Origin of the sequence: Labrys okinawensis (genome assembly GCF_047345005.1) — a bacterium.
Taxonomy (GTDB): domain Bacteria; phylum Pseudomonadota; class Alphaproteobacteria; order Rhizobiales; family Labraceae; genus Labrys; species Labrys okinawensis.
Genome location: NZ_CP178864.1, coordinates 1,038,635 through 1,064,795 on the forward strand (window position 1 = coordinate 1,038,635; position 26,161 = coordinate 1,064,795).

At 60.2% G+C, this 26,161-nt stretch carries 22 protein-coding genes and 1 pseudogene; 11 read left to right on the plus strand and 12 right to left on the minus strand.

Annotation, left to right across the window (positions count from 1 at the left end; translation table 11 throughout):
• Positions 1-151: 151 nt before the first annotated feature.
• The 5 genes from ACMDCR_RS04985 to ACMDCR_RS05005 all read right to left on the minus strand — a co-directional run bounded on the left by ACMDCR_RS04985 (position 152) and on the right by ACMDCR_RS05005 (position 5,023).
• Positions 152-934, minus strand: a complete 783-nt coding sequence (locus ACMDCR_RS04985) for an ABC transporter ATP-binding protein (RefSeq protein WP_413993537.1) — start codon at positions 932-934, stop codon at positions 152-154.
• A gap of 11 nt (positions 935-945) precedes the next feature.
• Positions 946-1,668, minus strand: coding sequence for an ABC transporter permease (locus ACMDCR_RS04990; RefSeq protein ID WP_413991459.1), 723 nt, complete (start codon positions 1,666-1,668; stop codon positions 946-948).
• A gap of 8 nt (positions 1,669-1,676) precedes the next feature.
• The gene (locus ACMDCR_RS04995) at positions 1,677-2,330 is read right to left on the minus strand and encodes an ABC transporter permease (protein ID WP_413993538.1); all 654 of its coding nucleotides are present in this window, start codon (positions 2,328-2,330) and stop codon (positions 1,677-1,679) included.
• A 399-nt stretch (positions 2,331-2,729) separates the two neighbouring features.
• Positions 2,730-3,587: a transporter substrate-binding domain-containing protein gene (locus ACMDCR_RS05000; RefSeq protein WP_413991460.1), complete on the minus strand. Its 858-nt coding sequence runs from the start codon at positions 3,585-3,587 to the stop codon at positions 2,730-2,732.
• A 41-nt stretch (positions 3,588-3,628) separates the two neighbouring features.
• Positions 3,629-5,023, minus strand: a complete 1,395-nt coding sequence (locus tag ACMDCR_RS05005; RefSeq protein WP_413991461.1) for a formimidoylglutamate deiminase — start codon at positions 5,021-5,023, stop codon at positions 3,629-3,631.
• A gap of 113 nt (positions 5,024-5,136) precedes the next feature.
• Here ACMDCR_RS05005 and hutC point away from each other — a divergent pair, with 113 nt between their 5' ends.
• From hutC to ACMDCR_RS05025, 4 genes are all read left to right on the plus strand, one after another.
• Positions 5,137-5,931, plus strand: a complete 795-nt coding sequence (gene hutC / locus ACMDCR_RS05010; protein WP_413991462.1) for a histidine utilization repressor — start codon at positions 5,137-5,139, stop codon at positions 5,929-5,931.
• A gap of 183 nt (positions 5,932-6,114) precedes the next feature.
• On the plus strand, positions 6,115-7,788 hold the full coding sequence (gene hutU / locus ACMDCR_RS05015; protein WP_413991463.1) for a urocanate hydratase: 1,674 nt from the start codon (positions 6,115-6,117) through the stop codon (positions 7,786-7,788).
• Between the two features lie 307 nt (positions 7,789-8,095).
• Positions 8,096-9,253, plus strand: a complete 1,158-nt coding sequence (locus ACMDCR_RS05020; protein WP_413993539.1) for an ATP-grasp domain-containing protein — start codon at positions 8,096-8,098, stop codon at positions 9,251-9,253.
• A gap of 3 nt (positions 9,254-9,256) precedes the next feature.
• The gene (locus tag ACMDCR_RS05025) at positions 9,257-10,009 is read left to right on the plus strand and encodes an esterase family protein (RefSeq protein WP_413991464.1); all 753 of its coding nucleotides are present in this window, start codon (positions 9,257-9,259) and stop codon (positions 10,007-10,009) included.
• A 327-nt stretch (positions 10,010-10,336) separates the two neighbouring features.
• Here the strand turns inward: ACMDCR_RS05025 and ACMDCR_RS05030 are convergent, their stop codons facing one another.
• The gene (locus ACMDCR_RS05030) at positions 10,337-10,549 is read right to left on the minus strand and encodes a hypothetical protein (protein WP_413991465.1); all 213 of its coding nucleotides are present in this window, start codon (positions 10,547-10,549) and stop codon (positions 10,337-10,339) included.
• Between the two features lie 90 nt (positions 10,550-10,639).
• Between ACMDCR_RS05030 and ACMDCR_RS05035 the strand changes: the two genes are divergently transcribed.
• Positions 10,640-11,521, plus strand: coding sequence for a LysR substrate-binding domain-containing protein (locus ACMDCR_RS05035; protein WP_413991466.1), 882 nt, complete (start codon positions 10,640-10,642; stop codon positions 11,519-11,521).
• 15 nt (positions 11,522-11,536) lie between these two features.
• On the opposite strand, the gene ACMDCR_RS05040 is transcribed toward ACMDCR_RS05035, so the two are convergent.
• A complete protein-coding gene (locus tag ACMDCR_RS05040; RefSeq protein ID WP_413991467.1) occupies positions 11,537-11,968 on the minus strand; it encodes a DUF1772 domain-containing protein in 432 nt (143 codons plus the stop codon).
• Between the two features lie 50 nt (positions 11,969-12,018).
• Here ACMDCR_RS05040 and ACMDCR_RS05045 point away from each other — a divergent pair, with 50 nt between their 5' ends.
• Positions 12,019-12,483, plus strand: a complete 465-nt coding sequence (locus ACMDCR_RS05045; RefSeq protein WP_413991468.1) for a MarR family winged helix-turn-helix transcriptional regulator — start codon at positions 12,019-12,021, stop codon at positions 12,481-12,483.
• Positions 12,484-12,649: 166 nt separating this feature from the next.
• Here the strand turns inward: ACMDCR_RS05045 and ACMDCR_RS05050 are convergent, their stop codons facing one another.
• Complete coding sequence (locus ACMDCR_RS05050) at positions 12,650-13,423, minus strand: LuxR C-terminal-related transcriptional regulator (RefSeq protein WP_413991469.1); 774 nt, start codon at positions 13,421-13,423, stop codon at positions 12,650-12,652.
• 577 nt (positions 13,424-14,000) lie between these two features.
• On the opposite strand from ACMDCR_RS05050, the pseudogene ACMDCR_RS05055 reads away from it, so the two are divergent.
• From ACMDCR_RS05055 to ACMDCR_RS05065, 3 genes and pseudogenes are all read left to right on the plus strand, one after another.
• Positions 14,001-17,252 (plus strand): annotated as a pseudogene (locus ACMDCR_RS05055) (adenosylcobalamin-dependent ribonucleoside-diphosphate reductase); the annotation flags it as partial.
• 323 nt (positions 17,253-17,575) lie between these two features.
• Positions 17,576-18,238: a glutathione S-transferase family protein gene (locus ACMDCR_RS05060; RefSeq protein ID WP_413991470.1), complete on the plus strand. Its 663-nt coding sequence runs from the start codon at positions 17,576-17,578 to the stop codon at positions 18,236-18,238.
• Positions 18,239-18,278: 40 nt separating this feature from the next.
• On the plus strand, positions 18,279-20,294 hold the full coding sequence (locus ACMDCR_RS05065) for a putative bifunctional diguanylate cyclase/phosphodiesterase (protein WP_413991471.1): 2,016 nt from the start codon (positions 18,279-18,281) through the stop codon (positions 20,292-20,294).
• A gap of 65 nt (positions 20,295-20,359) precedes the next feature.
• Here the strand turns inward: ACMDCR_RS05065 and ACMDCR_RS05070 are convergent, their stop codons facing one another.
• Positions 20,360-21,226 (minus strand): helix-turn-helix domain-containing protein, encoded by an 867-nt coding sequence (locus ACMDCR_RS05070; RefSeq protein ID WP_413991472.1) that lies wholly within the window; start codon positions 21,224-21,226, stop codon positions 20,360-20,362.
• Between the two features lie 1,185 nt (positions 21,227-22,411).
• Between ACMDCR_RS05070 and ACMDCR_RS05075 the strand changes: the two genes are divergently transcribed.
• Together ACMDCR_RS05075 and ACMDCR_RS05080 are read left to right on the plus strand one after the other, a co-directional pair.
• Positions 22,412-22,783 carry a hypothetical protein gene (locus ACMDCR_RS05075; RefSeq protein WP_413991473.1) on the plus strand — a complete coding sequence of 124 codons (372 nt, stop codon included), beginning with the start codon at positions 22,412-22,414 and terminating at the stop codon, positions 22,781-22,783.
• The gene (locus ACMDCR_RS05080) at positions 22,780-23,772 is read left to right on the plus strand and encodes a putative bifunctional diguanylate cyclase/phosphodiesterase (RefSeq protein WP_413991474.1); all 993 of its coding nucleotides are present in this window, start codon (positions 22,780-22,782) and stop codon (positions 23,770-23,772) included. The genes ACMDCR_RS05075 and ACMDCR_RS05080 overlap by 4 nt, the downstream gene beginning before the upstream one ends.
• Before the next feature lie 665 nt (positions 23,773-24,437).
• Here the strand turns inward: ACMDCR_RS05080 and ACMDCR_RS05085 are convergent.
• From ACMDCR_RS05085 to ACMDCR_RS05095, 3 genes are all read right to left on the minus strand, one after another.
• Positions 24,438-24,626, minus strand: coding sequence for a hypothetical protein (locus ACMDCR_RS05085; protein WP_413991475.1), 189 nt, complete (start codon positions 24,624-24,626; stop codon positions 24,438-24,440).
• 175 nt (positions 24,627-24,801) lie between these two features.
• Positions 24,802-25,119, minus strand: coding sequence for a hypothetical protein (locus ACMDCR_RS05090; protein ID WP_413991476.1), 318 nt, complete (start codon positions 25,117-25,119; stop codon positions 24,802-24,804).
• Positions 25,120-25,446: 327 nt separating this feature from the next.
• A complete protein-coding gene (locus ACMDCR_RS05095; RefSeq protein WP_413991477.1) occupies positions 25,447-26,028 on the minus strand; it encodes a hypothetical protein in 582 nt (193 codons plus the stop codon).
• Positions 26,029-26,161: the final 133 nt, after the last annotated feature.

Genomic DNA, 26,161 nt, shown 5'->3' on the forward strand with positions numbered 1-26,161 from the left:
GGGTCCCTTATGAATCAGGGCCTTATTCTCTTTGTTTATTCGCAAGCGGCCCACGCCCCTTCCGAGCCGGCTTCGTCGGCCCCAGCGCACAAACTGAGTGCGCGATACCCCAGCTTCGTGGGGCGAGTCGCGCCAACTGGGAACTCACCTCCTAATGATGCTGCTGGTTCGAGATGAACTGCTTGAATCGCTCCGACTTCATGTGCTTGAACAATTCGTCCGGCGATCCGTCCGCTTCCACCTCACCTTTGTGCAGGAAGAGCACGCGGTTGGAGACGTTGCGGGCAAATCCCATTTCGTGAGTGACTACCAGCATGGTGCGGCCTTCCTCGGCAAGGCCGCGCATGACGCGCAGCACTTCGCCGACGAGTTCCGGGTCGAGTGCCGAGGTCGGCTCATCGAACAGCATGACCTTGGGCTTCATCGCCAGGGCACGGGCGATGGCAGCGCGCTGCTGCTGGCCACCCGACAGATGCGAGGGGTAGTAGTTACGCCGCTCGGCCAGGCCCACGCGCTGCAGCAGTGCCTCAGCTTCCTCGATGCATTCGGCCTTGGGGCGCTTGAGCACATGCACGGGGCCTTCGATCAGGTTCTGCAGGATGGTCATGTGCGACCAGAGATTGAAGCTCTGGAACACCATGCCGAGTTCGGAACGGATGCGATCCACCTGCTTGCCGTTGGCGGGCGCGAGGTGGCCCGTCTTGTTGCGGCGCATTTCGAGTTTCTCGCCGGCGACAACGATCTCGCCCTCGTCCGGCGTTTCGAGCAGGTTGATGCAGCGCAGGAACGTGCTCTTGCCCGAGCCGGAGGCACCGAGGATCGAGATCACGTCGCCTTCATGCGCATCGAGCGAGATGCCCTTGAGCACCTCGTGATTGCCGAAGGACTTGTGGATATTCTTGACGCTGAGGGCGATTTCGCTGGAGGCGGCCATCATGGTTCCTTTCAGCCGACGATCGTGCGGGGTGTCTGCGCACTGGGCGGCATGACGCGAAGATGGGGAGAGAGCAGGCGCTCGAACCAGCCGAGCAGCAGGATGACGAGGAAGCCGATCACAAGGTAGACGATACCGGCAAGGCACAAGGTCAGCACTTCATGCAAGGTCTGGCGGCCGATCTTCTGGGCGATACCCGTCATTTCGACCACGCCAAGCAGGCCGGCGAGCGAGGTGGATTTGAGCATCAGCACCACTTCGGTGGAATAGGCCGGCAAGGCCTGGCGCAGAGCGCTGGGCGCGATGATCCGGCGCAGCAGCTTGAAGCCCGACATGCCGATGGCGCGGCCGGCTTCAATTTCCTTGGATGGCACAGCCAGCAGGCCGCCGCGGAAAATCTCGGCCGAATAAGCGGCCGTGCAGAAGGCCAGGCAGATCACGGCCGTCCAGAAGCGGTTCGCCAGGATGACCCAGAACACCGGCAGGTGGAAGAACTGGAACTGGGCCAGGCCGAAGAAGATGAGGAACATCTGGATCAGCAGCGGCGTGCCGCGGAAGAAGAAGATGTAGGTCTTCGCGATGCCGGACAGGATCGGGTTGGCGCTCATCCGCATCCACAGGATGAAAACCGCAAACACAGCGCCGATGGGCACGGACAAGGCGAAGAGCCCTAGAGTGGTGGGGAGCACCGCGAGGATCTGCTGGAAGGTCGTGATGAGAAAGTTGCTATCCATGGCGGCACCTACATCCCCACCGGGCGGCGGAAGCTCTTGCCGACATAGCGCTCACCGGCATTGAAGAACCGGGTCGAGAAGCTGGTCAGGACGAGATAGAGACAGGCGCCCACGATGAAGAACAGGAAGAACTGCTTGGTCGAACCCGCCGCCTTGTTGCTGGCATTCATGATCTCGACCAGGCCGGTGACGGAAATCAGGGCCGAATCCTTGACGCTGAGCTGGAAGACATTGCCGAGGCCCGGGATGGCGAAGCGCATGATCTGCGGCGCGATGATGCGACGGAAGCGCATGAAGCGTGGCATGCCGATGGCGCGTGCCGCCTCGATCTCGCCCTTGCCGATCGCCGTGTAGGCACCGCGAAAGACCTCGGTCTGATAGGCGGCCGAGATCAGGCCGACACCCAGCGCTCCGGCGAGGAAGGAGTTGATGATGTTGCTGTCACCCAGGCCGAAGGCACCGAGCGTGTTGCCGATGATGTCGACCACCCCGCCGAAATACACCATGTAGATGATGAGCAGTTCCGGCGCGCCGCGCAGGATGACGGTATAGGCATTGCCGAGCAGCTTCGCCGGCAGGTTGTCCGAGAGCTTGGCCCAGGTCACGAAGGAGCCGACGATCGCGCCGATGACCATGGCGGTCAGCGTGACCGCAACCGTCATGATTGCGCCGCCGACCAAATAAAGGCCCCATCCGTTCTGGCCGAAGCCAAGTAGGGAAACGAGATAGGTCACCCTTTCGATCAGGGTGCTGAAGATATCCACGGTTGGGCTCTCCTCTAAGGCGCTTTGCGATTTGGCCGCATCGCCAGGAATCGCAAAGACGCGTCGAAACAAAGAGTCTGAGCGAAGCAACGTTTCTGCCTAAACGCGTTTTGCTCAAGGGCAGGCCAGCGAAGTTAAGCAGCTCAGCCAGTCATGCGATTTGGAAAGCAAGATATGGGCCGATCCACCCCATGGGGTGTTGTATCGGTCATCGCTGTCCTCATCCCAGAGAACCGAATTGAGAGCCGACATTGCCAAGAGGCCCTCCCCGGACGGGAAGGGCCCTGAGCCCGGACCTTAGTTGGTCGCGACGGGCGTCACGTCCAGCTTGAACCACTTCATGCTGAGCTTCTTCAGCGTGCCGTCGGCAGTCGCTTCGCCGATGGCCTTGTCGAACATGTCGCGCAGGTCTGTATCGGACTTGCGGAAGGCCGGGCCGATGCCCTTGCCCCAGATCACGCCGGCGATCTGCGGGCCGACCAGCGTCATCTGGTCATTGCCCGGCTTGGAGAAGGCCGAGGTGAAATAGGTGTCGTCGTCGAAGGCGACGTCGATGCGGCCGGCTGTGACATCGAGGTCATGCTCGGGCGAGGTCTTGTACTCGGTGATGGTGGCGATATCGCCGAAGTTCTTCTTGATGAAGTCGGTGTAGACGGTGGCGGTCTGGATGCCGATGGTCTTACCGGTCAGGGCCTTGCGAAGCGCGACGATCGCCGGGTTGTCCATGCCGACATCAGCCGAGAGCGTCACGGTGGTGCCCGTGCCTTCCATCTTGGCGAGGTCGCTGCTCTTCAGGCCGGCAAAGCCGGCGGGGGTCTGGGCATAGGGACGCGAAAAGCCGACCTGCTGCTCGCGCTCGGGCGTGATCGACATGGCGTCCATGATCACGTCGAACTTGCCGGCATTGAGGCCGGCGATCATGCCATCCCAATCCTGGGCGATGAATTTGCACTCGACCTTCATGCGGGCGCACAGATCGTTGGCCAGATCGATTTCGAAGCCGTCCATCGTGCCGTCGGGCTTGGTCAGGTTCCAGGGCTCATAGGCGCCTTCAAGACCGATGGTAACGGTCTTCCAGTCCTTGGCCTGCACGGCAGGCGCAGCCACGAAGGTGGCGAGCGCCAGCAGTGCGGTGGATATGAGGGTCTTTCTCATGGTTTGGTCCCCTGTGGGTTCATGTTGTCTTTCTAGTACGCCTAATGGCGGGCCAGATTCCTGATCGCGGTCTTGAACGCCGCGTTGATGGTTTCGTCCTGGTCGTGACGCCCCTCGCGGATGCGCCACTGCCCCGCCACCATGACATCCCTCACCGCACGATCGCCGAGTGCGAACAGCCACCGGTCGAGTATGGCGTCATTTTTGGCGGTGTCCATAAAAGCGTCATCGCCGTCCAGAACAACGAGACTGGCGAGCTTGCCGGGTGCGATCGCACCGATCGGCTGGCCCAGCGCCTGGGCGCCGCCAGCGAGCGCAGCGTCGTAGATGTCGCGGCCAACGGAGCGGTGCGGGCCATCGGCGAGGCGGTTGCGGCGCTCGTCGCGCAGGCGCTGCGAATATTCGAGCGTGCGCAGTTCCTCGGCGACACTGGTCGAGATATGGCTGTCGGTGCCGACGCCAAGGCGCCCCTGCCTGCCTCGATAGGCGACCGCCTCGAAGATGCCGTCACCGAGATTGGCTTCCGTTGCCGGGCAGAGCCCTGCCACGGCGCCGCTCTCCGCCATGCGCTCGACCTCGGACGGATTGGCGTGGGTCGCGTGGATCAGGCACCAGCGCTGGTCCACAGGCATGTGGTCGAACAGCCATTGCATCGGCCGCTTGCCGCTCCATGCGATGGAATCGTCCACTTCCTTCTGCTGCTCGGCGATATGGATGTGGAGCGGGCCGCTCTTGGGCAGGCTTGCCAGCAGCGCATTCATCTCCTCCGGCGTGGCGGCGCGCAAGGAGTGGAAGGCATAACCGAGCGTGGCGCCGGCTTGCCCGCAAGCGGGGCCAAGTTCGCCCATCAGCCTCTCGAAGCCGTCGATATCGTGGATGAAGCGGCGCTGGCCCTCATGCGGGGCGATGCCGCCGAAATTGGCGTGGGCATAGAAGACGGGCAGCAGCGTCATCCCTATGCCGCTGGCCTCGGCGGCGGCGAGGATGCGCTTCGACATCTCGGCGCGGTCGGCATATGTGGCGCCGGACTTGTCGTGGTGGAGGTAGTGGAACTCGGCGATCGCGCCGAAGCCGGATTTCAGGAGATCGACATAGAGCCGCGTGGCGATCGCCTGCACATCCTCGGGCGTGACCTCGCCGACTGTGCGGTACATCTCCTCGCGCCAGGTCCAGAAACTGTCATTGCCGGCGCCGGAAACCTCGGCAAGGCCGGCCATGGCGCGCTGGAAGGCGTGGGAGTGGAGGTTGGGCAGGGTCGGCACCACCGGTCCGGCGGCGATCTCCGCCCCCTCGACCTGCGCATTTGGCCTCACCGTGGTGATCAGGCCCGCCGCGTCGATATCGATCCGCACGTTCGCCGCCCAGCCATCCGGCAGAAGGGCCCTGCTTGCATGCAGGACATGAGCGCTCTGGAGTTGTGGACGGGAATCGGGCATATTTGGTACCGATGTGTGCGCAACTTGTATGTATAAGCTCTATACATAATTTTTCAGAAGGTGCAAGCACGGAGCGATGCTGGCGTGACTCTTTTTTGAAGGATGCTGCAAATATGAGCATGGTGCCGGAAAAGAAGCCGGATATCGCCCCCACACCGCTCTATGCCGAGGTGAAGCAACATATCCTGACGCGTGTGCGCAGTGGCGAATGGCCGCCGGAGCATCGCATTCCCTCTGAAAGCGAGCTGGTCGAGCAGCTCGGCGTCAGCCGCATGACGGTCAACCGGGCGCTGCGCGAGTTGAGTCTGGAAGGCGTGCTGGTGCGCATGCAGGGCCGGGGTTCCTTCGTGGCTGGCGGCAACAGCCGCTCGGATGTCTTCGCCGTCAGCAACATCGCCGACGAGATTCGCGGTCGCGGCCATGACTACAGTGCGCAGGTACTGCTGCTCGATACGCTCAAGGCGACGCCGGATGTGGCCGATCTCCTCGAATTGACGCTCGGCAGCCCGGTTTTTCACTCAATCATTGTGCATTGCGAGAATGATGTGCCGATCCAGCTCGAGGATCGCTTCGTCAATCCGCTGGTGGTGCCGGACTATCTCACGGCGGATTTTTCGAAACTGACGCCCAACGAGGTGCTGAGCGCCGTGGTGCCCTGGAGCGAGGCGGAGCATCGGATCGAGGCGGTGCTGCCCCAGCCCTGGGAATGCAAGCTGCTGGCGATTTCGCGCGCCGATCCCTGCCTGCTGATCCGGCGCCGCACCTGGGCGACGGGCTGGATTGGCGCGCCGGCGCCGGAGGGCGAGGATATCGAGCCGCCGGATCACGTGGTGACCTCCGTGCGATTGCTGCTTCCCGGCGGGCGATACAGGATCGAGAATAGAAGGCAGTCCAACAGGGTGGGGTAAGCTGGGAAGCGTTCCTGGGACCGCAGGCGTCTCGCCTGCTCTTGGAAACGAGTTGCCTGCAGGAGAGGAAGATGCAGGCGAGACGCCTGCGGTCCCAGGAGCGCCTCGAATGTCGTCTCTCCTCTTGACAACGCCCCAATTTTTCGCCTTACTTGTATATACAAATCATGAGAGGCTCTATACATGCTTAGCAACGCTCGTTTCCGTGATGTCGAAATCCGCGCGCCGCGTGGGACCCAGCTCAATGCCAAGAGCTGGTTGACCGAAGCGCCGCTGCGCATGCTCATGAACAATCTCGATCCCGACGTTGCGGAGAACCCCAAGGAGCTGGTTGTTTATGGCGGTATCGGCCGCGCCGCCCGCGACTGGGAGAGCTTCGACACCATCGTGCGCACGCTCAAGACCCTGAACAATGACGAGACGCTGCTGGTCCAGTCTGGCAAGCCGGTCGGCGTGTTCAAGACCCATGCCGATGCTCCGCGCGTACTCATCGCCAACTCCAACCTCGTGCCCCATTGGGCGACCTGGGAGAAGTTCAACCAGCTCGATGCCGAGGGACTGATGATGTACGGCCAGATGACGGCCGGTTCCTGGATCTATATCGGTTCGCAGGGCATCGTGCAGGGTACTTACGAGACCTTCGTCGAAGCCGGCCGCCAGCATTATGGCGGCGACCTCGCGGGCCGCTGGGTGTTGACCGCGGGCCTTGGCGGCATGGGCGGCGCCCAGCCGCTGGCCGCAACCCTCGCCGGCGCGGTTTCGCTGAACATAGAGTGCCAGCAGCAGAGCATCGATTTCCGTCTGCGCACCCGCTATGTCGACAAGCAGGCCAAGGATCTTGACGACGCGCTCGAGCTCATCAAGCATCATTGCGATCGCAAGGAGGCGGTCTCGATCGCCCTGCTCGGCAACGCTGCCGAGATCCTGCCCGAGCTGGTACGCCGCGGCGTCCGTCCCGACATGGTCACCGACCAGACCTCCGCGCATGACCCGCTGAACGGATACCTGCCGATCGGCTGGACCTGGGCCGAGTACAAGGAGCGCGCCCGCACCGAGCCGGCTCATGTCGTCGCCGAGGCCAAGAAGTCGATGGCCGTCCATGTGCGTGCCATGCTCGCCTTCCAGCAAATGGGCGTCCCGACCTTCGACTACGGCAACAATATCCGCCAGATGGCCCAGGAAGTCGGCGTCGACAACGCCTTCGATTTCCCCGGCTTCGTGCCCGCCTATATCCGCCCGCTGTTCTGCCGCGGCATCGGCCCGTTCCGCTGGGCCGCGCTCTCGGGCGATCCGGCCGATATCGCCAAGACCGACGCCAAGGTCAAGGAGCTGATCCCCGACGACAAGCACCTGCACAACTGGCTCGACATGGCCAGCGAGCGCATCGCCTTCCAGGGCCTGCCGGCCCGCATCTGCTGGGTGGGCCTCGGCCAGCGTCACCGCCTTGGCCTCGCCTTCAACGAGATGGTGCGTACTGGCGAACTCTCCGCCCCGATCGTCATCGGCCGCGACCATCTCGATTCAGGCTCGGTCTCCTCGCCCAACCGCGAAACCGAATCCATGCGCGACGGCTCGGACGCCGTGTCCGACTGGCCGCTGCTCAACGCCTTGCTCAACACCGCTTCGGGTGCGACCTGGGTGTCGCTGCACCATGGCGGTGGCGTCGGCATGGGCTTCTCGCAGCATTCGGGCATGGTCATCGTCTGCGACGGCACCGAAGACGCCGACCGCCGCCTCGCCCGCGTGCTGGTCAACGATCCCGGCACCGGCGTGATGCGTCATGCCGACGCCGGCTACCAGATCGCGATTGATTGCGCCAAGGAGCAGGGCCTGAACCTGCCGATGGTAAACAAATAAGCTGGAAGAGCCGGCTTTTCAGCCGGCTTCTTTGCCTGGGATCGCATGCATCCCTGCCCATGGGCTGCAACTTTGGGTGGGAGGGCACTGGCTTGGAGCGGCGATCTCTGATCGCCGATCTTGGAAACGATGTGTTTGCCGGTGAAGAAGATGGCGATCGGAGATCGCCACTCCGCGTTCCGTGCGCCACTTTCTGCAAGGTTAGCGCCTACGGCAAGGTTGCCTGGGATCCCACGCTTCAATTTCCCCAGCTCTTGTTGTAAGCGGGTGCAACTTCTCCCGCCTGGAGCTTCCCTCCTTGAAGTTCGTGTTCTTTTCCCCGCATTTTCCCGTCAATGGCGCGGAATTCTGCGACCGCCTGCGGCAGGCTGGCGCCACTGTTCTGGGCATAGGCGATGCACCCTATGAAGGGCTCAGCCCCAAGCTCAAGGGTGCGCTCAACGAATATTATCGCATCGCCGACATGGAGAACGAGGACCAGGTGCTGCGCGCCATGGGTCATTTCATCCATCGCTGGGGACGGATCGACCGTTTCGAATCCCTCAACGAGCATTGGCTCGAGCAGGATGCCGGCATCCGCACCGACTTCAACATTCCCGGCATCAGGCGCGATTTCGTCGAGAATTTGAAGCACAAGTCCAAGATGCGCGACTTCTTCGACAAGGCGGGCATCGAGACCATCCGGCAGGAAAAATATCTCGACCGCGCCGGCGTCGAGGCCTTCATCGCCCGTGTCGGCTATCCGATCGTGATCAAGCCGGACCAGGGCTCGGGCGCCAGCAACACGACGAAGATCGCCGCGGCCGAGGATATCGATGCCTTCGAAAGGGCGAAGCTGCCCGGTGTCAGCTATGTCTGCGAACAGTTCATCGATGGCATCATCCTCACCTATGACGGGCTGGTCGATCGCGACGGGCGCATCGTCTTCGCCGCCAGCCACCGCTTCGAGCAGAGCATCATGGGGGTGGTGAATGCCGACTACCACCTCAATTACTACTGCCTGCCCACTATCGATCCCGAGGTGGAGAAGGCCGGGCGGGCTGCCATGGCCGCCTTCGACATCCGCGAGAAATTCTTCCATATCGAATTCTTCCAGACCCGGGCCGACCAGCGTATCGTGGCGCTGGAGATCAACATGCGCCCGCCTGGCGCCTGGATGACTGACGCCATCAACTACGCCTATGACATGGATGTCTATCGCGAATGGGCCGGGATGGTGGTGCACAACAGGGCCGGCGGGCCGTTCAAAGGGCGCTATTTCGTCGGCTATGCCAGCCGCAAGAAGCATATCCGTTATGTCCATGATCATCGGGCCATCCTCGCGGCTCACGGCGACAGGATCGTGCATTTCGCGCCGATCGAGGATGTGTTCAGCCGGGCGATGGGCAATTTCGCCTATCAGTTCCGCTCGGAAGATTTCGACGAGGTGAAAGCGATCGTGCGCTTCATCCAGGCTACGGAGTAGGCGTTGCAGATCGAGTATCACAAAAGGTTCAGCCATCACCTTGGCAGGGAGATGGAGTTCAAGACCTATGGCCATGCCGGCCGCCCGGTGCTGATCTTCCCCACCTCGAATGGCCGCTTCTACCAATATGAGGATTCCGGCGGCATCGGCGCGCTGGCCGACCGCATCGAGGCAGGCGAGCTCAGGGTGTGGACGGTTGACGGCGTCGACGGCGAGAGCTTCTTCTCGAAAAGCCACGATCTGCAAGGCCGCATTGGCCGTCACGAGGCCTATTTCCGCTATCTGCGCGAGGAACTTCTGCCCGAGATCCTGCATGTGGGCGGGCGCAAGCCCATCCTTTCCGGCTGCTCGATGGGCGCCTTCCACGCCAGCAATTTCCTGTTCCGCTTCCCAGACTGGGTGGCCGGCGTGGTGGCGCTGAGCGGCGTCTATTCCACGCGCCATTTCTTCGGTGCTGCACTGGATGGGCAGATCTATTTCAACTCGCCGGTGGACTATCTGCCCGGCCTGCCCGATGGCGGGACGCTGGATCTCCTCCGCTCCCGCCGCCTGTTCTTCTGCTGCGGCCAGGGCGCCTGGGAACAACCGATGGTCGAGGACCTGCAGCGCCTGGAAGCGGTGCTGCGCGACAAGGCCGTTCCCGCCTGGGTCGATCTCTGGGGCCAGGACGTTAGCCACGACTGGCCCTGGTGGCACAGGCAGATCGCCTATTTCTTCGACAAATGGCTGGAGGCGGATCGATCGAGGCCGATCTAGCCCGGCGCGCGGAGGTCTTTTGGCAGATCGTGTCCACCGTGCTCGGCAAGCTGTTTGCCGATGCCGACCGCCAAGGCGACTTGGGGGATGGACGTGCCCGTGCAGATGATGACGCCGGATATAGTTCAGCTAAAGAAGGTGTATGACTCGGTGTGAGCCTTGGGGCCCGTCCATCGACGCCAACTTGGCAATAGGGAACACAGGCCCAACCCATCAGTGCTTCGCTGCGCTCAAAGGGACGATGTTTCTGTCGCCTTCATCGACCAAAGTCCGCGCCGATGGGCGCTCCGCCTGCGCTTGAACTGATGTGCTCAAGAAGTGAGGCGCCTACCCTCTCGATGCCCTTTTTTCGCAAACTGCGGCTTCCGAAGGCGGGTGGGCATGTACGCGCTCCCATCGTTCGAGCGGTAGATCCGCCAGTTCCCGTGGGCTCATTCCCCGCAGGCTGGGATGGTCGAGCGGCTCCGGCGCCTCGTCGTAGAAGGCAGCCACGCCGAGCCAGCGGCTGCGAATGATCTGCAGGATCCTCGATGTCTGCATGGTTCTCTCCTTTCTCTGACGATCGGACCTTCTTCCCGCGGAGCCTCGAAAGAAATGGAGTTTTGCACTGCCTTCCTTTAGTAAAACTATATGGACAGCCTTTTGCGATATCAGTTGAACGCCCTGCGGGCGGTCGAGGCGGCCGGGCGGCTAGGCTCGATGGCCCGGGCGGCGGAGGAACTCGGCGTGACGGTGGGTGCGGTAAGCCAGCAGGTGCTCAAGGCCGAACAGCGTCTGGGACGGCCGATCTTCAGCCGCACGCCCAGGGGACTGGAGCCGACCGTGCTGGGCCAGCAACTCCTGGCAGGACTTTCGCGCGGGTTTGGCGAGATCGCGCAGGCGCTGACGGTCGCGGAGGCTCGTGCCGAGCATGTGCTGACGGTGACGGTTGCACCGGTTTTCGCCTCGAAATGGCTGGTGCCACGGCTTCATCGCTTCCACGAAGCGCATCCCGACCTGCAGTTGCGTATCGATGCCTCGGTGGGGCTGGTTGATTTCACCGCCTCGGATGTCGACGTCGGGGTGCGGGTCGGCGCAGGCCCCTGGCCGAATGTTCGGGCGGACTATCTGCTCGACCAGGCGCTCTTTCCGGTCTGCTCGCCGGCGCTGGCGGGTGCCGTCCGCCGGGTCGGCGACCTCTCCCGCATCCCGGTCATCCACGATTACGGCTCGCCGCAGAATTGGGAGATCTGGCTTGCCGCCCAGGGTCACCCTGGCTTGCCGCTCGGCGCCGGACCGACCTTTTCGGATGCCGCGCTCTGTCTGGATGCCGCTATCGCCGGGCAAGGCCTGATGATCGGGTGGCAAACCCTGGCCCAGGATGCACTGCGAGACGGCAGGCTGGTGTCGCCCTTCCCTACGCCTGTGCCGACGGGGCTTTCCTATTGGCTGGTCGGCTCGGCGCGGGAACGCCCGCCGGCCAAGGTGAGGGCCTTTGGTGCCTGGCTCAGACAGGAGCTTGAGTGCTCGTGAGAGGCGGGTTCGGCTTCACTGTGCCGCCCACAGATAGGCCAGCGTCGCGGCGATCCCCAGCCCGGTGCGGCCGGCATGCAGCCTGCCCCAGCGTTCGATCAGGGCGCGCGAGGCGGGGCCGGCTTCCTCGGCCGCCGTCCCCTCCAGCCGCTTGTTGGTCGGCATGATGCCGAGCAGCGTGTAAGGCCAGTTGGCGAGGATCAGCACAGCGCCAAGAAGCCAGCGCCAGTCGCCACCGCTCTGCCAGGCTGCGACGAGGCCGAAGATGCCCGCGATCACGGCGAGGCTGGCCTGCATGGCGAAGCCGCGGGCATAGCTCGGCTTCCATTGCGCGAGGAGAGCCTCGTCGCCCAGCCGAAGCCGGGCGGGCTGCTCCGCCACGTTGACATAGAAGGCGGCGCCCGCGAAGGCGGCCGCAAGGATGAGCGCAATCTGTCCGGTGATCATCTCGACCTCCCATATTGACAAGATATTGTCAACTTGGTTATTCATTGTCAATGATGCCAGAGCAAGCGACTCAATCTGTCGAGGCGATCACCGCCCTTATCCTCGAGATCTTCCGGCTTAATGGGCGCCTGCTTGCAGCGGGCGACAAGCTGGTAGCCGGCCTCGCCCTTACCAGCGCGCGCTGGCAGGTGCTGGGCGCGATCGCCCTGGCGCAGGCTCCCGAACCTGTCGCGCATCTCGCCCGCTCCATGGGGCTGAACCGCCAGGGCGTGCAGCGCATCATCAACGAACTGGCGGAGGAGGGCATCGTTGCCTTCCGCGACAATCCCAATCATCGCCGCGCCCGGTTGGTCGTGCTCACGCAGAAAGGAAGCGAGGTCTATGCGGCTGCATCCCGCCTGCAGCAGCCCTGGGCGCAGGCGCTCGCCGCGTCGATCGACGTAGAGGACATGCGCGAGGCAACGCTGCTGTTGGGACGATTGCGCCGCCGTCTTGAAGTCGATAACGGCGAATGAAGGCAATGGGAACCTGAAGTCCGGTCACGCGACCGGCCGTCCGCGGGGCAGGCCCATGCGCCGACGCCGGGTTGAAGAGGCGCAAGGAGTATCGTCGTCGCTTCGTGGCGCTCGAAATGGCAGGCAATAGAGGTCAGGGCGGAATGTACTGCTGCAAGGGGAAACCCTAAAGCCCGAGTAATTTGTTTGTAAGGCAGACCAGTTCCGTCCTGTTTTTTGCCTTCAATTTTTTCATCATATTGCGAACATGGATTTTCACGGTCGCCTCGCTCATGTTCATCTTGTGAGCGATGATCTTGTTTTGATCTCCTCTCCGCAGGTGTTCCAGGACGGCGACCTGCCGATCCGTGAGCAGCTCGCTGCTCATCCGCGCCTCAGGTCTTGGCTGACTGACGGGCCTTGCCGACAGGAGACCGCTGGCCGGAATGAAGGTGCCTCCCACCGCCACCAGCTTGATCGCGCCGGTGGCGATTTCCAGATCAAGGCTGATCGGCACATAGCCTTTCGCGCCCTTGTTCAGGGCCGCAATCATCTGGCTGGGCTGGTCGACATCGGAAATGAGGACGGGCCGTGCGCGAGCGTCAAACTGAAGAATGGCATCCAGTCCTTCGTTGATGAATTTTTCAGTTTCCTTCTGGCCGTTCGCACACAGAAGTATGATCTTCGCCGGCCCCTGATCTGTATTTTTCGACCATTCTTCGATATTTGCAAACGAGCTTACAGTAAATTCTGTCATTGCTGATGTTAAACAGCGCGCCAGACAGGTTCTGAAGAGCATGGTCTCGGAGATTACACAAATCTCCGACTTGACAGCTTCCGGATATTCGGAAAAACTCGTTGAGTAATCCGAAGTATTTTCGTGTCCAATGTTCTCCAGCGGCGAGTCCAACACCTGACCGGAGCGAGAAGTATAAGAAAGCTCTGCAAAAGGGATGTTCATATTCAATCCAGACAGATCGCGAGAACCAACTGGACGGACATAGCGTGGCATACCTAATTTGGTCGTTAGCTCGGAATCCTAAGACATGGCTCAGCGTCCAGAATTGCACGCAACCGCAGATTTCCACCTACCACCAAAGGTAGGGGTGCATAGCGCCAGATATTTCGTCTGGCAGCGAATTCCGGGCCTATAAATAGCGGAATCACCGCCGAAGGGAGGGGATTTACGCCGCTTCAGGGAGGTCGGCGCGCTGAAAGCAAAAAATAGCAATATCCGAAGAACGGCTGCTGCCTGCGTAAAATGGTTATGCGTGTCGCTTATGAAGAGGCTTCATCGCATCCGGTTTCCGTGCGCGAGCTGATACCTGGGAGTTGATATGACGCCAATAGATCGCTTCTTGTCAGGGGACTTGAACTGCACATATTCGAGGCAGGCATAGGCTAAATAATGACATTTGCATTCTATGGCATTGGGTCGCGGAAATTTGATGCTAGGATGGCCACGAGGCGACAAAACTTCACAGCGCGGAAAGCGTGAATAGATCGCCTAATTGATACTGATTGCTGGCGAGGTTGTTATGAAAGTTCGTGCTGTGTATACTTCTGGTGTCGTGGATCCGTACGCACTTCTTTCCTTTAGGAAAGCAGCAAGTGAAATTCGGAACTCGGACGGATCTGTCGCCTTCGGTCATTCAGAGATGATCGCACCGGAAGGATGGAGCCAAATAGCTGTCGATGTCGCCGCAAAGAAATACTTCAGGAAGACTGATGTTGCGGCGTGCCTCAAGCAGGTTCCCGAGGAGGGAGTGCCTGCCTGGCTCTGGCGCTCGATTCCCGATCTCGACGCATTGTCCCGCTTGCCGGTCGCCGATCGCTACGGATGCGAGGCCGATTTGCGCAAGGTTTTCGATCGAATTGCGGGAGCTACCACTTATTGGGGATGGAAGTATGGATACTTCCAGACCGAGGATGACGCGAGCCATTTCTTTAATGAACTGCGCTTCATGCTTGCCACGCAGAAAATTGCTCCTAATTCACCTCAATGGTTCAACACCGGCCTGCACTGGGCTTACGGTATCGAGGGACCGAGCCAAGGGCATTTCTACGCCGAGCGGAATGGTGAGATTCGGGTATCCCGGAACGCTTATGAACGGCCCCAGACCCATTCCTGCTTCATCCAGGAAGTCGTCGATGACCTCGTGAACGAGGGCGGCGTATTGTCGCACATCGCGGATGAGGCGCGCATCGCCAAGTATGGATCGGGCACGGGCGCCAACTTTTCCAACATTCGCGGCGCCCAGGAATCCCTGTCTGGCGGCGGCAAGGCCTGTGGGCTGATCGCCGTCTTGCGCGCCGGGGACAGGGCGGCCGGCCTTGTCACCGCGGGAGGCTCTACGAGAAAGGCCTCCAAGATGGTGATCGTCGATATGGATCACCCGGACGTCGAAGAATTTGTCGAATGGAAGGTGAGGGAGGAGCAGAAGGTCGCTTCGCTCGTGACGGGCTCCAAGCTCTGCGCGCTGCACCTCAACGCGATCATGCGGGCCTGCATCCATTTCGATGGTCCCGATGCCTTCGATTCGCATACGAACCTGGCGCTGCGCCGGGAGATGCGGGCGGCGCGCAAGGCCCAGATTCCGGAAAACTACATCCGCCGGGCCATCGAGTTCGCACGTCAGGGTTATCTGTCGATGGAATTTCCTGTCTTCGATTCCGATTGGGATTCGGAGGCCTACCTCACCGTCGCCGGCCAGAACTCGAACAATACCGTTCGCGTGCCCGACGCCTTCCTCGAGGCCGTGGAACGCGATGCCCTGTGGGACCTGAAGGCCCGCAGGGACGGCCAGACCATGAAGACCGTGCGCGCCCGGGACTTGTGGGAGAAGATCGGCCACGCCGCCTGGGCCTCCGCCGATCCCGGCATCCACTACCAGACCACTATCGCCGACTGGCACACCAGCCCGGCCGGCGGTGAGATCCGGGCCTCGAACTCCTGCTCCGAGTTTCTCTTCCTCGACAATACGGGCGCGACCCTTGCCTCCGTAAACCTGCTGCAGTTCCGGACCAAGGATGGCCGGTTCGACGTCGAGGCCTTCGAGCACACCTGCCGGATCGGCACGCTGGCCCTGGAGATCTCGGTGGCCATGGCGCAGTACCCGTCCCGGGCGATCGCCCGGCGTACCTATGAATATCGTCCGCTCGGTCTCGGCTTCGCCAATATCGGCGGCCTCCTGATGACATCGGGAATCCCCTATGATTCCGATGCCGGCCGTGCCATCTGCGGCGCGCTCACGGCCATCATGACCGGTGTCGCCTATGCCACTTCGGCCGAGATGGCCGGAGAGGTCGGTCCGTTCGCCGGCTATGAACCCAATCGCGACACCATGCTCCGGGTCATGCGCAATCATCGTCGTGCGGCCTATGGCGAGAGCGAGGGCTATGAGGGCCTGTCGACCAATCCCGTGCCCCTGGACGGGATGACCCTCGACACGCTCGGAGCGCTGGGCACCGGCCTTGCTGCCCATGCGCGCCAGGTCTGGGATCGGGCGCTCGATCTCGGGGAGAAGCATGGCTACCGCAATTCGCAGGCCAGCTGCATCGCTCCCACCGGAACGATCGGCCTGGTGATGGATTGCGATACCACTGGCATCGAGCCGGATTTCTCATTGGTGAAGTTCAAGAAGCTGGCCGGTGGTGGCTACTTCAAGATCATCAACCGCGCCGTGCCGGAGGCGCTCCGCACGCTCGGCTACGGTGAGGCCGAGATCTCGGAAATCGAATCCTACGCCATTGGCTACGGCACGCTCGAAGGAGCGCCGCGCATCAATCCCGAGTCGCTCAGGGCTCACGGCTTTACGGACGAGAAGCTGGCTCTGGTCGAGAGATCCCTCAAGGCGGCCTTCGATATCAAGTTCGTGTTCAACAAGTGGACGCTGGGCGAGGATTTCCTGACCGACGAGCTGGAGGTCCCCGCAGAACGGCTCGACGATCCGAAGTTCGATCTGCTGACCTTCCTGGGATACGGCCAGGACGCCATCGAGCGCGCGAATACCTATGTCTGCGGCTCGATGATGCTGGAAGGGGCGCCTCACCTGAAGGAGGAGCACCTGCCGGTGTTCGACTGCGCCAATCCCTGCGGACGCCATGGCAGGCGTTACCTCTCGGTCGAGAGCCATATCCGCATGATGGCGGCTGCCCAGCCCTTCATCTCCGGTGCGATCTCCAAGACCATCAACATGCCGAACGATGCCACGGTCGAGGATTGCAAGGCGGCCTATCAGCTGTCCTGGCGCCTGGCTCTGAAGGCCAACGCCCTCTATCGCGATGGTTCAAAGCTCTCGCAGCCGCTCAACTCGCAGCTCATCGCGGATGAAGCGGACGACGAGGCGGTGGAGGAATTCGTCGAGCAGACGCCGGCAACCCGGATCCGCGTCGTTGCGGAAACGGTCGCGAACCGGATGAGCCAGGCGAACTACCGCGCTCATGCGGGCGAGGCGGCTGAGAGTGGCGTCCATCACACGGCTGTCATCGCAGGCCATCGTGTCTCCCTGCGCACCAAGAACAACGAGGAAGGCCAGCCATCCCAGATCTCGATCGACGCGGTGCTGGCGGATGGCAGCCGGAACCAGATGGCGAACGACGTCGCCGTGGCGGTTTCGCTCGGGCTGCAACATGGCGTGCCGATCGAAACCTTCGTTTCGGCCTTCACCGCTCCCGCCTGGGCCCAGCGGCACCTGCTGCCGGCCCGACAGGACGGCACCTTGTCGTCGCCCATTGTGGATCACGTCTTCCGGCAGCTCGCGGTCGACTATCTTGGTCGGCACGACCTGCAGCAGGATGTCGCAGCCGCAAGCATGCAGACCGCTTGAGGCTTTAACTTTCGAAGGGCGACCAGTGTTATCGGTCGCCCTGAACTCCTGGTGATGAGAGGCGAGGGGCTGCCTATTGAGCTTGTCGCAGTGCCCGAGGCGGCCTCGCGCCGCCCATTCCGGGCTGATCGCTCGTCGCAGGACATCCGCAATTGCTCCCGTGGGTGTATTTTACCTTTAGTGGGAGCAGAGTTCTCTTTAGTATCAGAGTCTCGACGGCAAGTTTCTCTGCCCTGATGTTAGCTCAACGACTTGCCCAAAAGGTTCAACAAGAGTGTAGTGTGATGAATACACTTTATGCTACCCGCGGATCTGGAAACAGCCTGAAGCCATTTCTGACGATGAAGCAACTTGGCATTCCTTTTCGTCTTGTGTTCGTCGATGTCGTCAGTGGCGAGACAAGACAGGAGAAATTCCTGGCGATCAATCCTGCAGGGACGGTTCCCTACCTGGTAACGTCCGATGGGCGCCGGCTGGGCGAGTCGAATGCGATCGCCTGGTATCTCGCCGAGGACACACGCCTTGCACCCGGAACGTGTTATGATCGTGCGCGAGCCCTGCAATGGATGTTTTTCGAGCAGGGCAACCTCGAACCCTTTATTTCGCCGGCTCGATTCTTTATTTCAATTGTCCCTCATCGCCGCGCCGAGCGCGCGGAGGAGATTGCGCGTTGGCAGGCCCGCGCCTGTCAGGGCCTGAGAATTCTCGACGGATATTTGAGTGATCGCGATTTTATTACCGACAGCGGATATTCCGTCGCTGATATAGGTGTATTTGGATACACGCATGTCGCAGCAGGTGCCGAGATCGATCTGGGGCAGTATCCTGCCGTGCAACGATGGATGCATCGTGTCACAGAGACTTCGGGATTTGTGTCCCTGTCGGACATGAATGACCATGCCTCCATCAGGTTGGCTGATGACGGAATTCAAGCGCATGCCTCATAGGGTTGTTTCAGAGACGAGCAGAGAGACTTTCGAACTGCCCTTGCTTGAGTTGACGTCCGATCTCGACCACCAGCTGGTGCTTCTGGATCGGCTGCGGACGCCGACCTGGATCTTCGACATCGACAGCAGCCGGATCTACTGGGCCAATACGGCGGCGCTGGAGGTATGGCGCTCGACTGAGCTGAATGAACTTACGATGCGGGACATGAAGGCGGACATGTCCGCTTCGGTTTCCAGGCGCTTGCGGCAATATCAGGAGGATTTCGAACGCAGCAACGCGACATTCTCGGAATTGTGGACGATCTATCCGGGTGGCAAGCCAACGACATTGAGGGTCAAGTATACGGGCATCCGGCTCCCCGATGGACGCATGGCGATGTTCTGCGAGGGGCTGGCCGTGGTCACGGAAACGCCCGAAACGCTGCGCAGCGCCGAGGCCCTGCTCCATACACAGATGATGATCTCTCTTTATGATGACGGCGGGGCACTGCTGTACCAGAACCCCGCCGCGCGCAGCACGTGGGAAGCCGCGGATACCTCCCTGGCCTCGCGCTTCGTCGATCCAGAAGACTTTCGGCAACTGCGCCGGACCCTGGTGCGCAAGGGCGAGGCGCGGACGGTCATCCGTGTCCGGACGACCCGAGGCATCCGTTGGCATGAGATAACGGCCAGAGAATGCCGTGACGCCGTGACGGGTTCGCCCGCCTTCCTGACCAGCGAAGTCGATATCACCGACCTGAAAGATACCGAAGAGAAGGCGAAGTTCCTCGCTTATCATGATGTTCTCACCGGCCTGCCGAACCGCACCGCCGTGCTGCGCGACTATTCGGCGCGCCTCGAAGCCGCGCGGGCGGCTGGGGAACAGGTGGCCATCCTTTTCGTCGACCTCGACCGTTTCAAGACCATCAACGACTCCCTCGGCCATTTCGTGGGCGATGAAGTGCTCATCGAAGTCGCCCAGCGCCTCAAGGCCGTCGTGGGAAGAAAGGGCTTGGTCGCCCGTCTGGGTGGCGACGAGTTCCTCATCCTGATGAACCAGAGCAGCAGTGCCAGCCGGTTTGCGGCGGTGGCATCGGGAATCGTCGAAGCGCTGGGCGAACCGCTTCGAATCGCCGGCCGCGCCCTCGTCGTCACGCCCAGTATCGGCATCAGCTTCTTTCCCGAGAGTGGCGACGATATCGATACGCTGATGAAGAGCGCTGACCTTGCAATGTACAAGGCAAAGGAGGACGGGCGTAACTGCTTCCGCTATTTCTCGATGAACCTCCAGGAGCAGGTCCAGAAGCGGATGGAGCTGGAAACCGACATTCAGAGAGCCTTGCGCGATGGGGAATTCGAGATCTTCTACCAGCCACGCGTCTCCGCCGATGATCTGCGCATCGTCGGGGCGGAGGCGCTTATTCGCTGGAACCATCCGACCCGCGGGGTGATCGAGCCCTCCGAGTTCATCCCGCTATGCGAGGAGACCGGGCTGATCGAGCAGGTGGGGGATTGGGTGCTCGGCGTCGCGGTCGACCAGCAGGTCCACTGGCGCAGCATGGGCTTTCCGCTGGTCGTTTCGATCAACCTGTCGCCCCGGCAATTCAAGAACGAGGACATCGTCTCGAAGGTCGCGAAGGCGATCGAGCGGACCGGGTGCTTGCCGAACGAGCTGGAACTCGAAATCACCGAATCCATGATCATGGAGAAGGATCACACCGTCGCGCGGGTTGTCTCCGAGCTGACCAAGCTCGGGGTGCGCCTATCCATCGACGATTTCGGCACGGGCTATTCGAATCTCGCTTCGCTTCAGAATTTTCCGGTCGATTCGCTGAAGATCGATCGCTCCTTCATCGAGAACATGAGAAGCAATCAGGCCATCACCGAGATGATCATCTCCTTGAGCAAATTGATGGGAATGAAGATCGTCGCTGAAGGCGTCGAGACCTATGAGCAGTTGAACTGGCTGCGTGAGAAGGGCTGCCAGGAGTTTCAAGGTTTCTATTTCAGCAAGCCCGTACCGGCGGCGGAATTCGACACATTGCTTATACCGGCCGGCAAGCGGGACCGGGCCTGACGAAGAAAGTCAGAGCCTTGGCCGGGCCCGGAGCGGGCCGCGTCTTTCGAAAACATGCCGACTGATCAGCTTCCCAGGCTCTTGAGCCAGCCTTCGAAGGAGCGAGTCTCGGACGGCGTCGTTGAGCCGGTCGTGCGTGTGTTGTTGGCCGGAGCGACCAGGTTTCTGGCTTCGCGGGGGCTGTAGCCGAACTCCCGGCTGAAGGCACGGCTGAAATCGGCCGACGAACTGAAGCCCAGGGAGTCGGCGATCACCGAAATTTGTCTCCTGTCGCCGGGATCGCTGAGCGCGACATGGCCGGCGAGAAGGCGCTGCTTCTGGATATAATGCACGACGCCGCCGCTTGGCTCGAACAGTTGGTAGAGATGGGTCCTGGAGATGCCGAGCTCCTTGCACAGGACATCCGGCGTCATCGTGTTCGACTTCAGATTGCTCCGAATGAACCGGCGCGCGCGCTCCATGGGCGCGATCGTCATCTGCTGCGCCGTCACCGGAGCACGGTCCTCCGAAGAGGAAACACAGGCAATGAGCAGATCGCGGGTCGCCTTGACCACGCCCGGCAAATCCTCCTGGGTGAATTCGTTCAGGCGGGCCTCGATGCTGGTGATGTAATTGGAGATCACACCGGCCAGATTCTTGGAGAGCACGAAATTGTTGTTGGCGTCGAGAATGCCGACGGAATCCGCGAAGAGGTCTCGCGGCAGATAGAGAGTGACATATTCGGAATCGAGCATGCGGCCGCGGAACGGATGGCCGAGCGAGCGGATTTCTATGCTCTCAGGCTGTGCCTCGGCTACCACGCCGCCGACTTCCGTCCATGACTTGCCGGTGCGCCGAAAAACGACGGACCAATGATCGATCAGGCTCGAGCGCAATTTCGCTTCGGAACGCGCATAGCGATGGGCGGGCACGCGCTGCTGGACGACGAGCATGCCCCCCAGATTCCAGGCAGTGTGACTGGTGACAAACCCATCGTCCGCAGAAACATTATCGGGCAACCGTACATCAGCGATACAGGCCGCATAGGCTTCCCACGCACCAAATTGTTCGTTTGGGGGCAGATCCGCAGTCGAGAAAACCAGAGGCTTTAGTGCGCGCGGCACAGACTGGCCGTTGTCCGCATGTGGGCGCTGCTGCCGCGCCCAGCGGCGGCGTTCCCTGAATGGGGGAGTGGGTGGATCCTTAACTGTCAACTTTCGGCCCTGCGGAAAGCATCATCATATTCACGACTTCCAATATATCCCTCTCTACACAAGCAGCGCAAAGTGCCAGCTGTATTCCTTGTCGAGTCGGCGCGATAACTGTTGGTCAATAGCATGATTTACGGTTGTCGGCTTTCGTTCAAGTAGATTTCCATCAAATAAATTCTGACGCGACAGGCTCCTTGAAAGTTTCTCACCCGGCAAACTTACGTTGCGTTGCGCGTCAATCTCCAAAATGCAAGCCTCAAAGAGATAATCTTCCATCATATACGCATATACAGGAAATCAGATCGTCGTCCAACCTTATCAATCGCTTGTGTTGCTGTCTCTGTCTCTCCACTTGGAGCCGGTACTCTCCTCTCCGCATGATGGCCTGCGGGCAGAGCACTGCCGTCTCGCGTCTGCATCTGCTCTCACCGAACTACTCCGTCAGACGGCCGCCTTGACTTCGAAGCGTCGTCTCGAAAGGTCTTGCTGTTGCATGCGCGGTGACGGTCTCTAGCGTCGAATAGAGGCGATACCGGCATCTTATACGGAAGACGCCATTATTTTGATAAGAGGACATCTGGCTTTCCACCGATTGCCTGTTAGGTGTAGCAGTTTAGCATCTATATTGGATATTTCCAGATAGCACACTGTTCAGTTTCGTCAGAAAAGGCTTAAAAGCCGGCCTTTAAATCGAAACTCCATCTATATTCAACATATTTGGCGTGACATCGCGATGTTATCTTCGCATTCCGCTGTGTAAGAAGGGCGGAGAGGGTCAAAGGCGGCCACTTCATTTTTAGCATGACGAAGAGGGAGGTAAGCCTCAATTTTGTACGGCGAGCCATATCTCGGGACATGGTGCTAACGACCGAAGCGGTGATGTCGACTATCGTTCTCCGCATTCGCGTCGTTTCGCCTGGATGTGTCATGGACTTCAACTCCGCAGAATCTGACTCTGGTCTATTGAAAGGGCAGGCACTTGAACCCCTTGTCGCCGGAAAAGTTCCTCCTGCGGCCGACGGGGACAGTGTGGCTGCCTCGAACCCGCGCCTTTTGTCGAAGTTGTCCGTCAACGTGGTTGCCCAGAATGCCTTCTTTCATGGGTGCCTGGAGCGTCACCTGGATCGAGAGGACCCTGAGTTTGAAGTCACTGCCTATGAACATGTCGATGCATGGCGGCAGGCCGCAAAGCCCGATCCGAAATCCATCGTGGTTCTGGCACACGTCAGAGGCATCACGAAGAGAGTCAATGCCAGGAATCGGACGGAGCTGGTGCGCATGAGGGGTGATCTGTTTTGAGACCTCATCGTTTCTTGTTCCGGTCGCGCAACCCCTTGCAAGGGCCATCTCCGGAGATCGAATTCTGGGAATATTTCGGCGAGAAGACGCTCTCCAGGGAGGACATTCGTTGGATCGGAAATGGCGTTACCTTGCATGTGCAAGACATGATTGATCGCCCGAACGACCACGTTGTGGTCGGCGAAGCTCTCAGGGAGGCGCTCGCCAACGGCTGGCTGACTCTGTGCTACCAGCCGCAGGTGAATCTGTGCGACGGAAGCCTCCACGCTGTGGAGGCTCTGTTGCGTTGGTCGCATCCTGTGCTGGGTGATGTCTCGACCGGCCGCTCCATTCATGTCGCGGAGCAGATCGGCCTTATCGAAGAGATCGGCATCTGGGGGCTGCGCGAAGCCTGCCGCCAGATGGCGGAGTGGCGCGCGGCTGGACGGAACGTTCCGGCGGTTTCGGTCAACTTGTCACCTACGCATTTCTGCGACCGCGAACTACCGGCTACTATTGCATGTCTGCTGGATGAGTACGGCATTCCCGCCCATACTTTGACGTTGGAAATCACCGAAGGCGTCAAGCTGGACGACGATCCCATGACGTTTGCGACAATAGATGCCATCCGGGAGCTCGGGGTGGGGTTGTCGATGGACGATTTTGGCACCGGCTATTCTGACCTGAGTCGATTGACGCAAGTGCCGTTTTCCGAGTTGAAGATCGATCGCAGCTTCATAAGCCGGCTTTGCGAGGATGGCGGAGCGCGTGCGGTGGTGATGGCGGTGAATGAGATCGGGCGCGGCCTGGATATTGTCGTGGTCGCCGAAGGGGTGGAGACCGAGCAGCAGCGCGGCATGCTGGAAAGGCTCGGCTGCCGTATCGGGCAGGGGCATCTGTTCGGCCGCCCCATGAAACCGAGCGAACTGGAGGAGTGGCTTGTTTCCTCCAGGCAAGCGCCGCTAATGATCCTGCCCTTAGAAGACACTGCACTGTATCAGCCTGCCTGATGCGGAATTCTCGCTTGGGCGTCGGCTCGCAGTGTGGCGATCTGTCACGTGCTGCGAGATTTGGTCAGGAAGCTTCGGAGAATAAGCGGCTCGCTTTCAGGGGCGTCATTCCCCCAGCCTTATAGGCACTGTCTTTGCCAGCCATAGCGTGTCAAAGGTGCAAAACAACGTCCTAAACTTCTGGTTGAGATGGGTTGTCGGAGCGTAGGCTCGGGGACTTTCAAGGGAAGCCGAAAGTAAAAGGGGAAGGATCGATCGATCCCTCCCCACTAATAGAGCGTGCAATGCACTAATTTGTCAGCGTGACTGCCAGTTTTCACAAGCGAAATCTACACCGGCCGCTAAACGAAGCAACGCTTGGTAGTTGACGCCCACAAACCCAGTCAGCCATCCAACAATGTCTTATATTAGTATGGTTTCCCGAACTGTCTAGTCCTTTGGGGCCTGGATAAGTAGGTCTTTCTCCAAAGTATGCAAATAAGATATACCTCTTTGGAGGTATTAACATAAGGAGTTTGTAAGTTGCTCGCCAAAATGGCTGATGGGTCGCGATAGAGGGTTTTCAGGCGCAGCGAGTCTAGGGTTGCCCATTCCGAGCTGGCAGGACATGGAGGCTGGCGATCAGGGCTCACCCGCGGCATCGGAAGGCGCCTGGGAGCCCGCTCTCAATCACAATCGAGCGGTTCGACAAGGATGCTTTCGCCATCGCAGAGAACGTCCCCATCGCCGGTTATGACGATCTGGATGTGGCCCGTCGCCACCACGTCAATTATGACGTCACCAGTGGTTTCGTCCACGATTACGGAGGGGCGCTGCAGGGATCGAGAGGGGGGCGCCGGCATAACCTTCCGCATGGGCCGTGCTTCTCCTCAAGAGGCAGCCGTTCAGGCGGCGCCGGCCAACATTTCAGGCACTGAATTCTCAAAGAGTTTGGTATATATGTATACTTATAATTTCAGTCTGTAGAAATAAGTTAACATCTGATCAATTTGTAAGCTATGCAAAGAAATTTTTCAGGAGAAGATGGCCTCAGGCTCTCTGTCTTGTATCTCGATTAAGCCAATAGGGACCCAAAAGCTTCAAGAGCTTATGGATCTTGGAGGCCGTATCCATGGCCCAGTTGAAATCCTGTCCTTCGCTCGTCTGTGCAAGGCTCCAGCTGCGGCTGCTTTCATCAGCACCAGCCAGTTGCACTAGTACAACATAACGCTCCTTGCCGAACCTGCGCGAGCGTTCAACATGAACGGTTGCGCCATCCACTGATTCCGAAATCCAAACCGGTTCGAAATCAACGGCCGGGAAAAGCTGGCGAACGTTGCCACGATACTCAAATGCTTGGTTATTCATGCGGAGGCCTCACTGATCGTGTTAAATTTTAATTAAGAAATGAATTTTCTTCAACTTGTAACTCTTGTGCCGTCATTTTAAATCGAATTAATGCTTATTTTGGTTGTGAGTGTGTGGATTTAAGCACAGTGCGAAAGGAGTACAGAGTGGGCGGAAGATGATGCCGGGATCCATGACAACCGATCGGCAGCTTCCGACTCCAGGGTCCATGGCAGAAGCGACATGGACTCTCCATCTTTAAGACAAAGTCGGCAATCGGTCGATATTGCCCTAGCGGCAGATCACAGTGTAGAATTGCCGCAGGCAAGACCAGGCGCCTGGAGATGCTCAACTCAGTTCTTCGAAGCGGCCGTCATGGAATTCGGCGACCGGTCGAGCCCATAGGGTGCCGTCCTTGTCGTCGCGATAAATGGTCACGGAGGCCATGTCCTCGACTGGGGATGATGTTTGCAGGCGACCTTCGCCGAGTTCGGTGTAGGTCGATCCCCGCTTGCGATGGCGGAAGCGGCGCTGTTTCTGGGGTTCCTCCGCGCTTGCCTCGCCGGAGCTCGGCGGCGGAAGCTGGATGTATTTCCAGACGCCCTCGTCTTCGGCATGCGTGCGCTCGACATCTTCGCGCCGTGCATAGCGGGTAGCGAGGTTCGGGTCGCCGGTCCACACGAAGCAGGTCCCGCCCCAGGTCCGGTAGGCGGTCTCGGGAGCGTTGGTCGCGACCCAATGGCCGTTCAAGGCTTCGGCCTCGCCGGCTGGAGAGGCGTTTAGCGTGGCAAGATATTCCGAGATCAGCAAGGCTGCCTGCCTTACTGTCTGGCTGAACTCCGGGCTATCGGGCGAGAGGGCGCGCCCTTCGCGCATGGCCAACGCGAGAACCGTCGCCTTGATGGTTTCCTCATCCAACCCACGCTTCATCAACTGCTCCATTCATGGCGCTGCCCGGTCGCAGGCGCACAGGTGTAGAGGGCAAGCTCAGTTCCCCAGAACACTGCGGCTGTGAAATGTCTATACGTCAATCGAAGTAGGCGATTTTACGGAGAAGTGATTC

Coding starts and splice junctions, on each gene's coding strand:
- ACMDCR_RS04995 (WP_413993538.1), bottom strand. CDS start 2,330: ATGACGGTTGCGGTCACGCTGACCGCCATGGTCATCGGCGCGATCGTC.
- ACMDCR_RS05030 (WP_413991465.1), bottom strand. CDS start 10,549: ATGCAGACATCGAGGATCCTGCAGATCATTCGCAGCCGCTGGCTCGGC.
- ACMDCR_RS05005 (WP_413991461.1), bottom strand. CDS start 5,023: ATGCCCGATTCCCGTCCACAACTCCAGAGCGCTCATGTCCTGCATGCA.
- ACMDCR_RS05085 (WP_413991475.1), bottom strand. CDS start 24,626: ATGCGGAAGGTTATGCCGGCGCCCCCCTCTCGATCCCTGCAGCGCCCC.
- ACMDCR_RS05040 (WP_413991467.1), bottom strand. CDS start 11,968: ATGATCACCGGACAGATTGCGCTCATCCTTGCGGCCGCCTTCGCGGGC.
- hutC (WP_413991462.1), top strand. CDS start 5,137: ATGAGCATGGTGCCGGAAAAGAAGCCGGATATCGCCCCCACACCGCTC.
- ACMDCR_RS04985 (WP_413993537.1), bottom strand. CDS start 934: ATGGCCGCCTCCAGCGAAATCGCCCTCAGCGTCAAGAATATCCACAAG.
- ACMDCR_RS05035 (WP_413991466.1), top strand. CDS start 10,640: ATGGACAGCCTTTTGCGATATCAGTTGAACGCCCTGCGGGCGGTCGAG.
- hutU (WP_413991463.1), top strand. CDS start 6,115: ATGCTTAGCAACGCTCGTTTCCGTGATGTCGAAATCCGCGCGCCGCGT.
- ACMDCR_RS05050 (WP_413991469.1), bottom strand. CDS start 13,423: ATGAACATCCCTTTTGCAGAGCTTTCTTATACTTCTCGCTCCGGTCAG.
- ACMDCR_RS05070 (WP_413991472.1), bottom strand. CDS start 21,226: ATGCTCGTCGTCCAGCAGCGCGTGCCCGCCCATCGCTATGCGCGTTCC.
- ACMDCR_RS04990 (WP_413991459.1), bottom strand. CDS start 1,668: ATGGATAGCAACTTTCTCATCACGACCTTCCAGCAGATCCTCGCGGTG.
- ACMDCR_RS05090 (WP_413991476.1), bottom strand. CDS start 25,119: ATGAATAACCAAGCATTTGAGTATCGTGGCAACGTTCGCCAGCTTTTC.
- ACMDCR_RS05075 (WP_413991473.1), top strand. CDS start 22,412: ATGGACTTCAACTCCGCAGAATCTGACTCTGGTCTATTGAAAGGGCAG.
- ACMDCR_RS05000 (WP_413991460.1), bottom strand. CDS start 3,587: ATGAGAAAGACCCTCATATCCACCGCACTGCTGGCGCTCGCCACCTTC.
- ACMDCR_RS05095 (WP_413991477.1), bottom strand. CDS start 26,028: ATGAAGCGTGGGTTGGATGAGGAAACCATCAAGGCGACGGTTCTCGCG.
- ACMDCR_RS05045 (WP_413991468.1), top strand. CDS start 12,019: ATGATGCCAGAGCAAGCGACTCAATCTGTCGAGGCGATCACCGCCCTT.
- ACMDCR_RS05060 (WP_413991470.1), top strand. CDS start 17,576: ATGAATACACTTTATGCTACCCGCGGATCTGGAAACAGCCTGAAGCCA.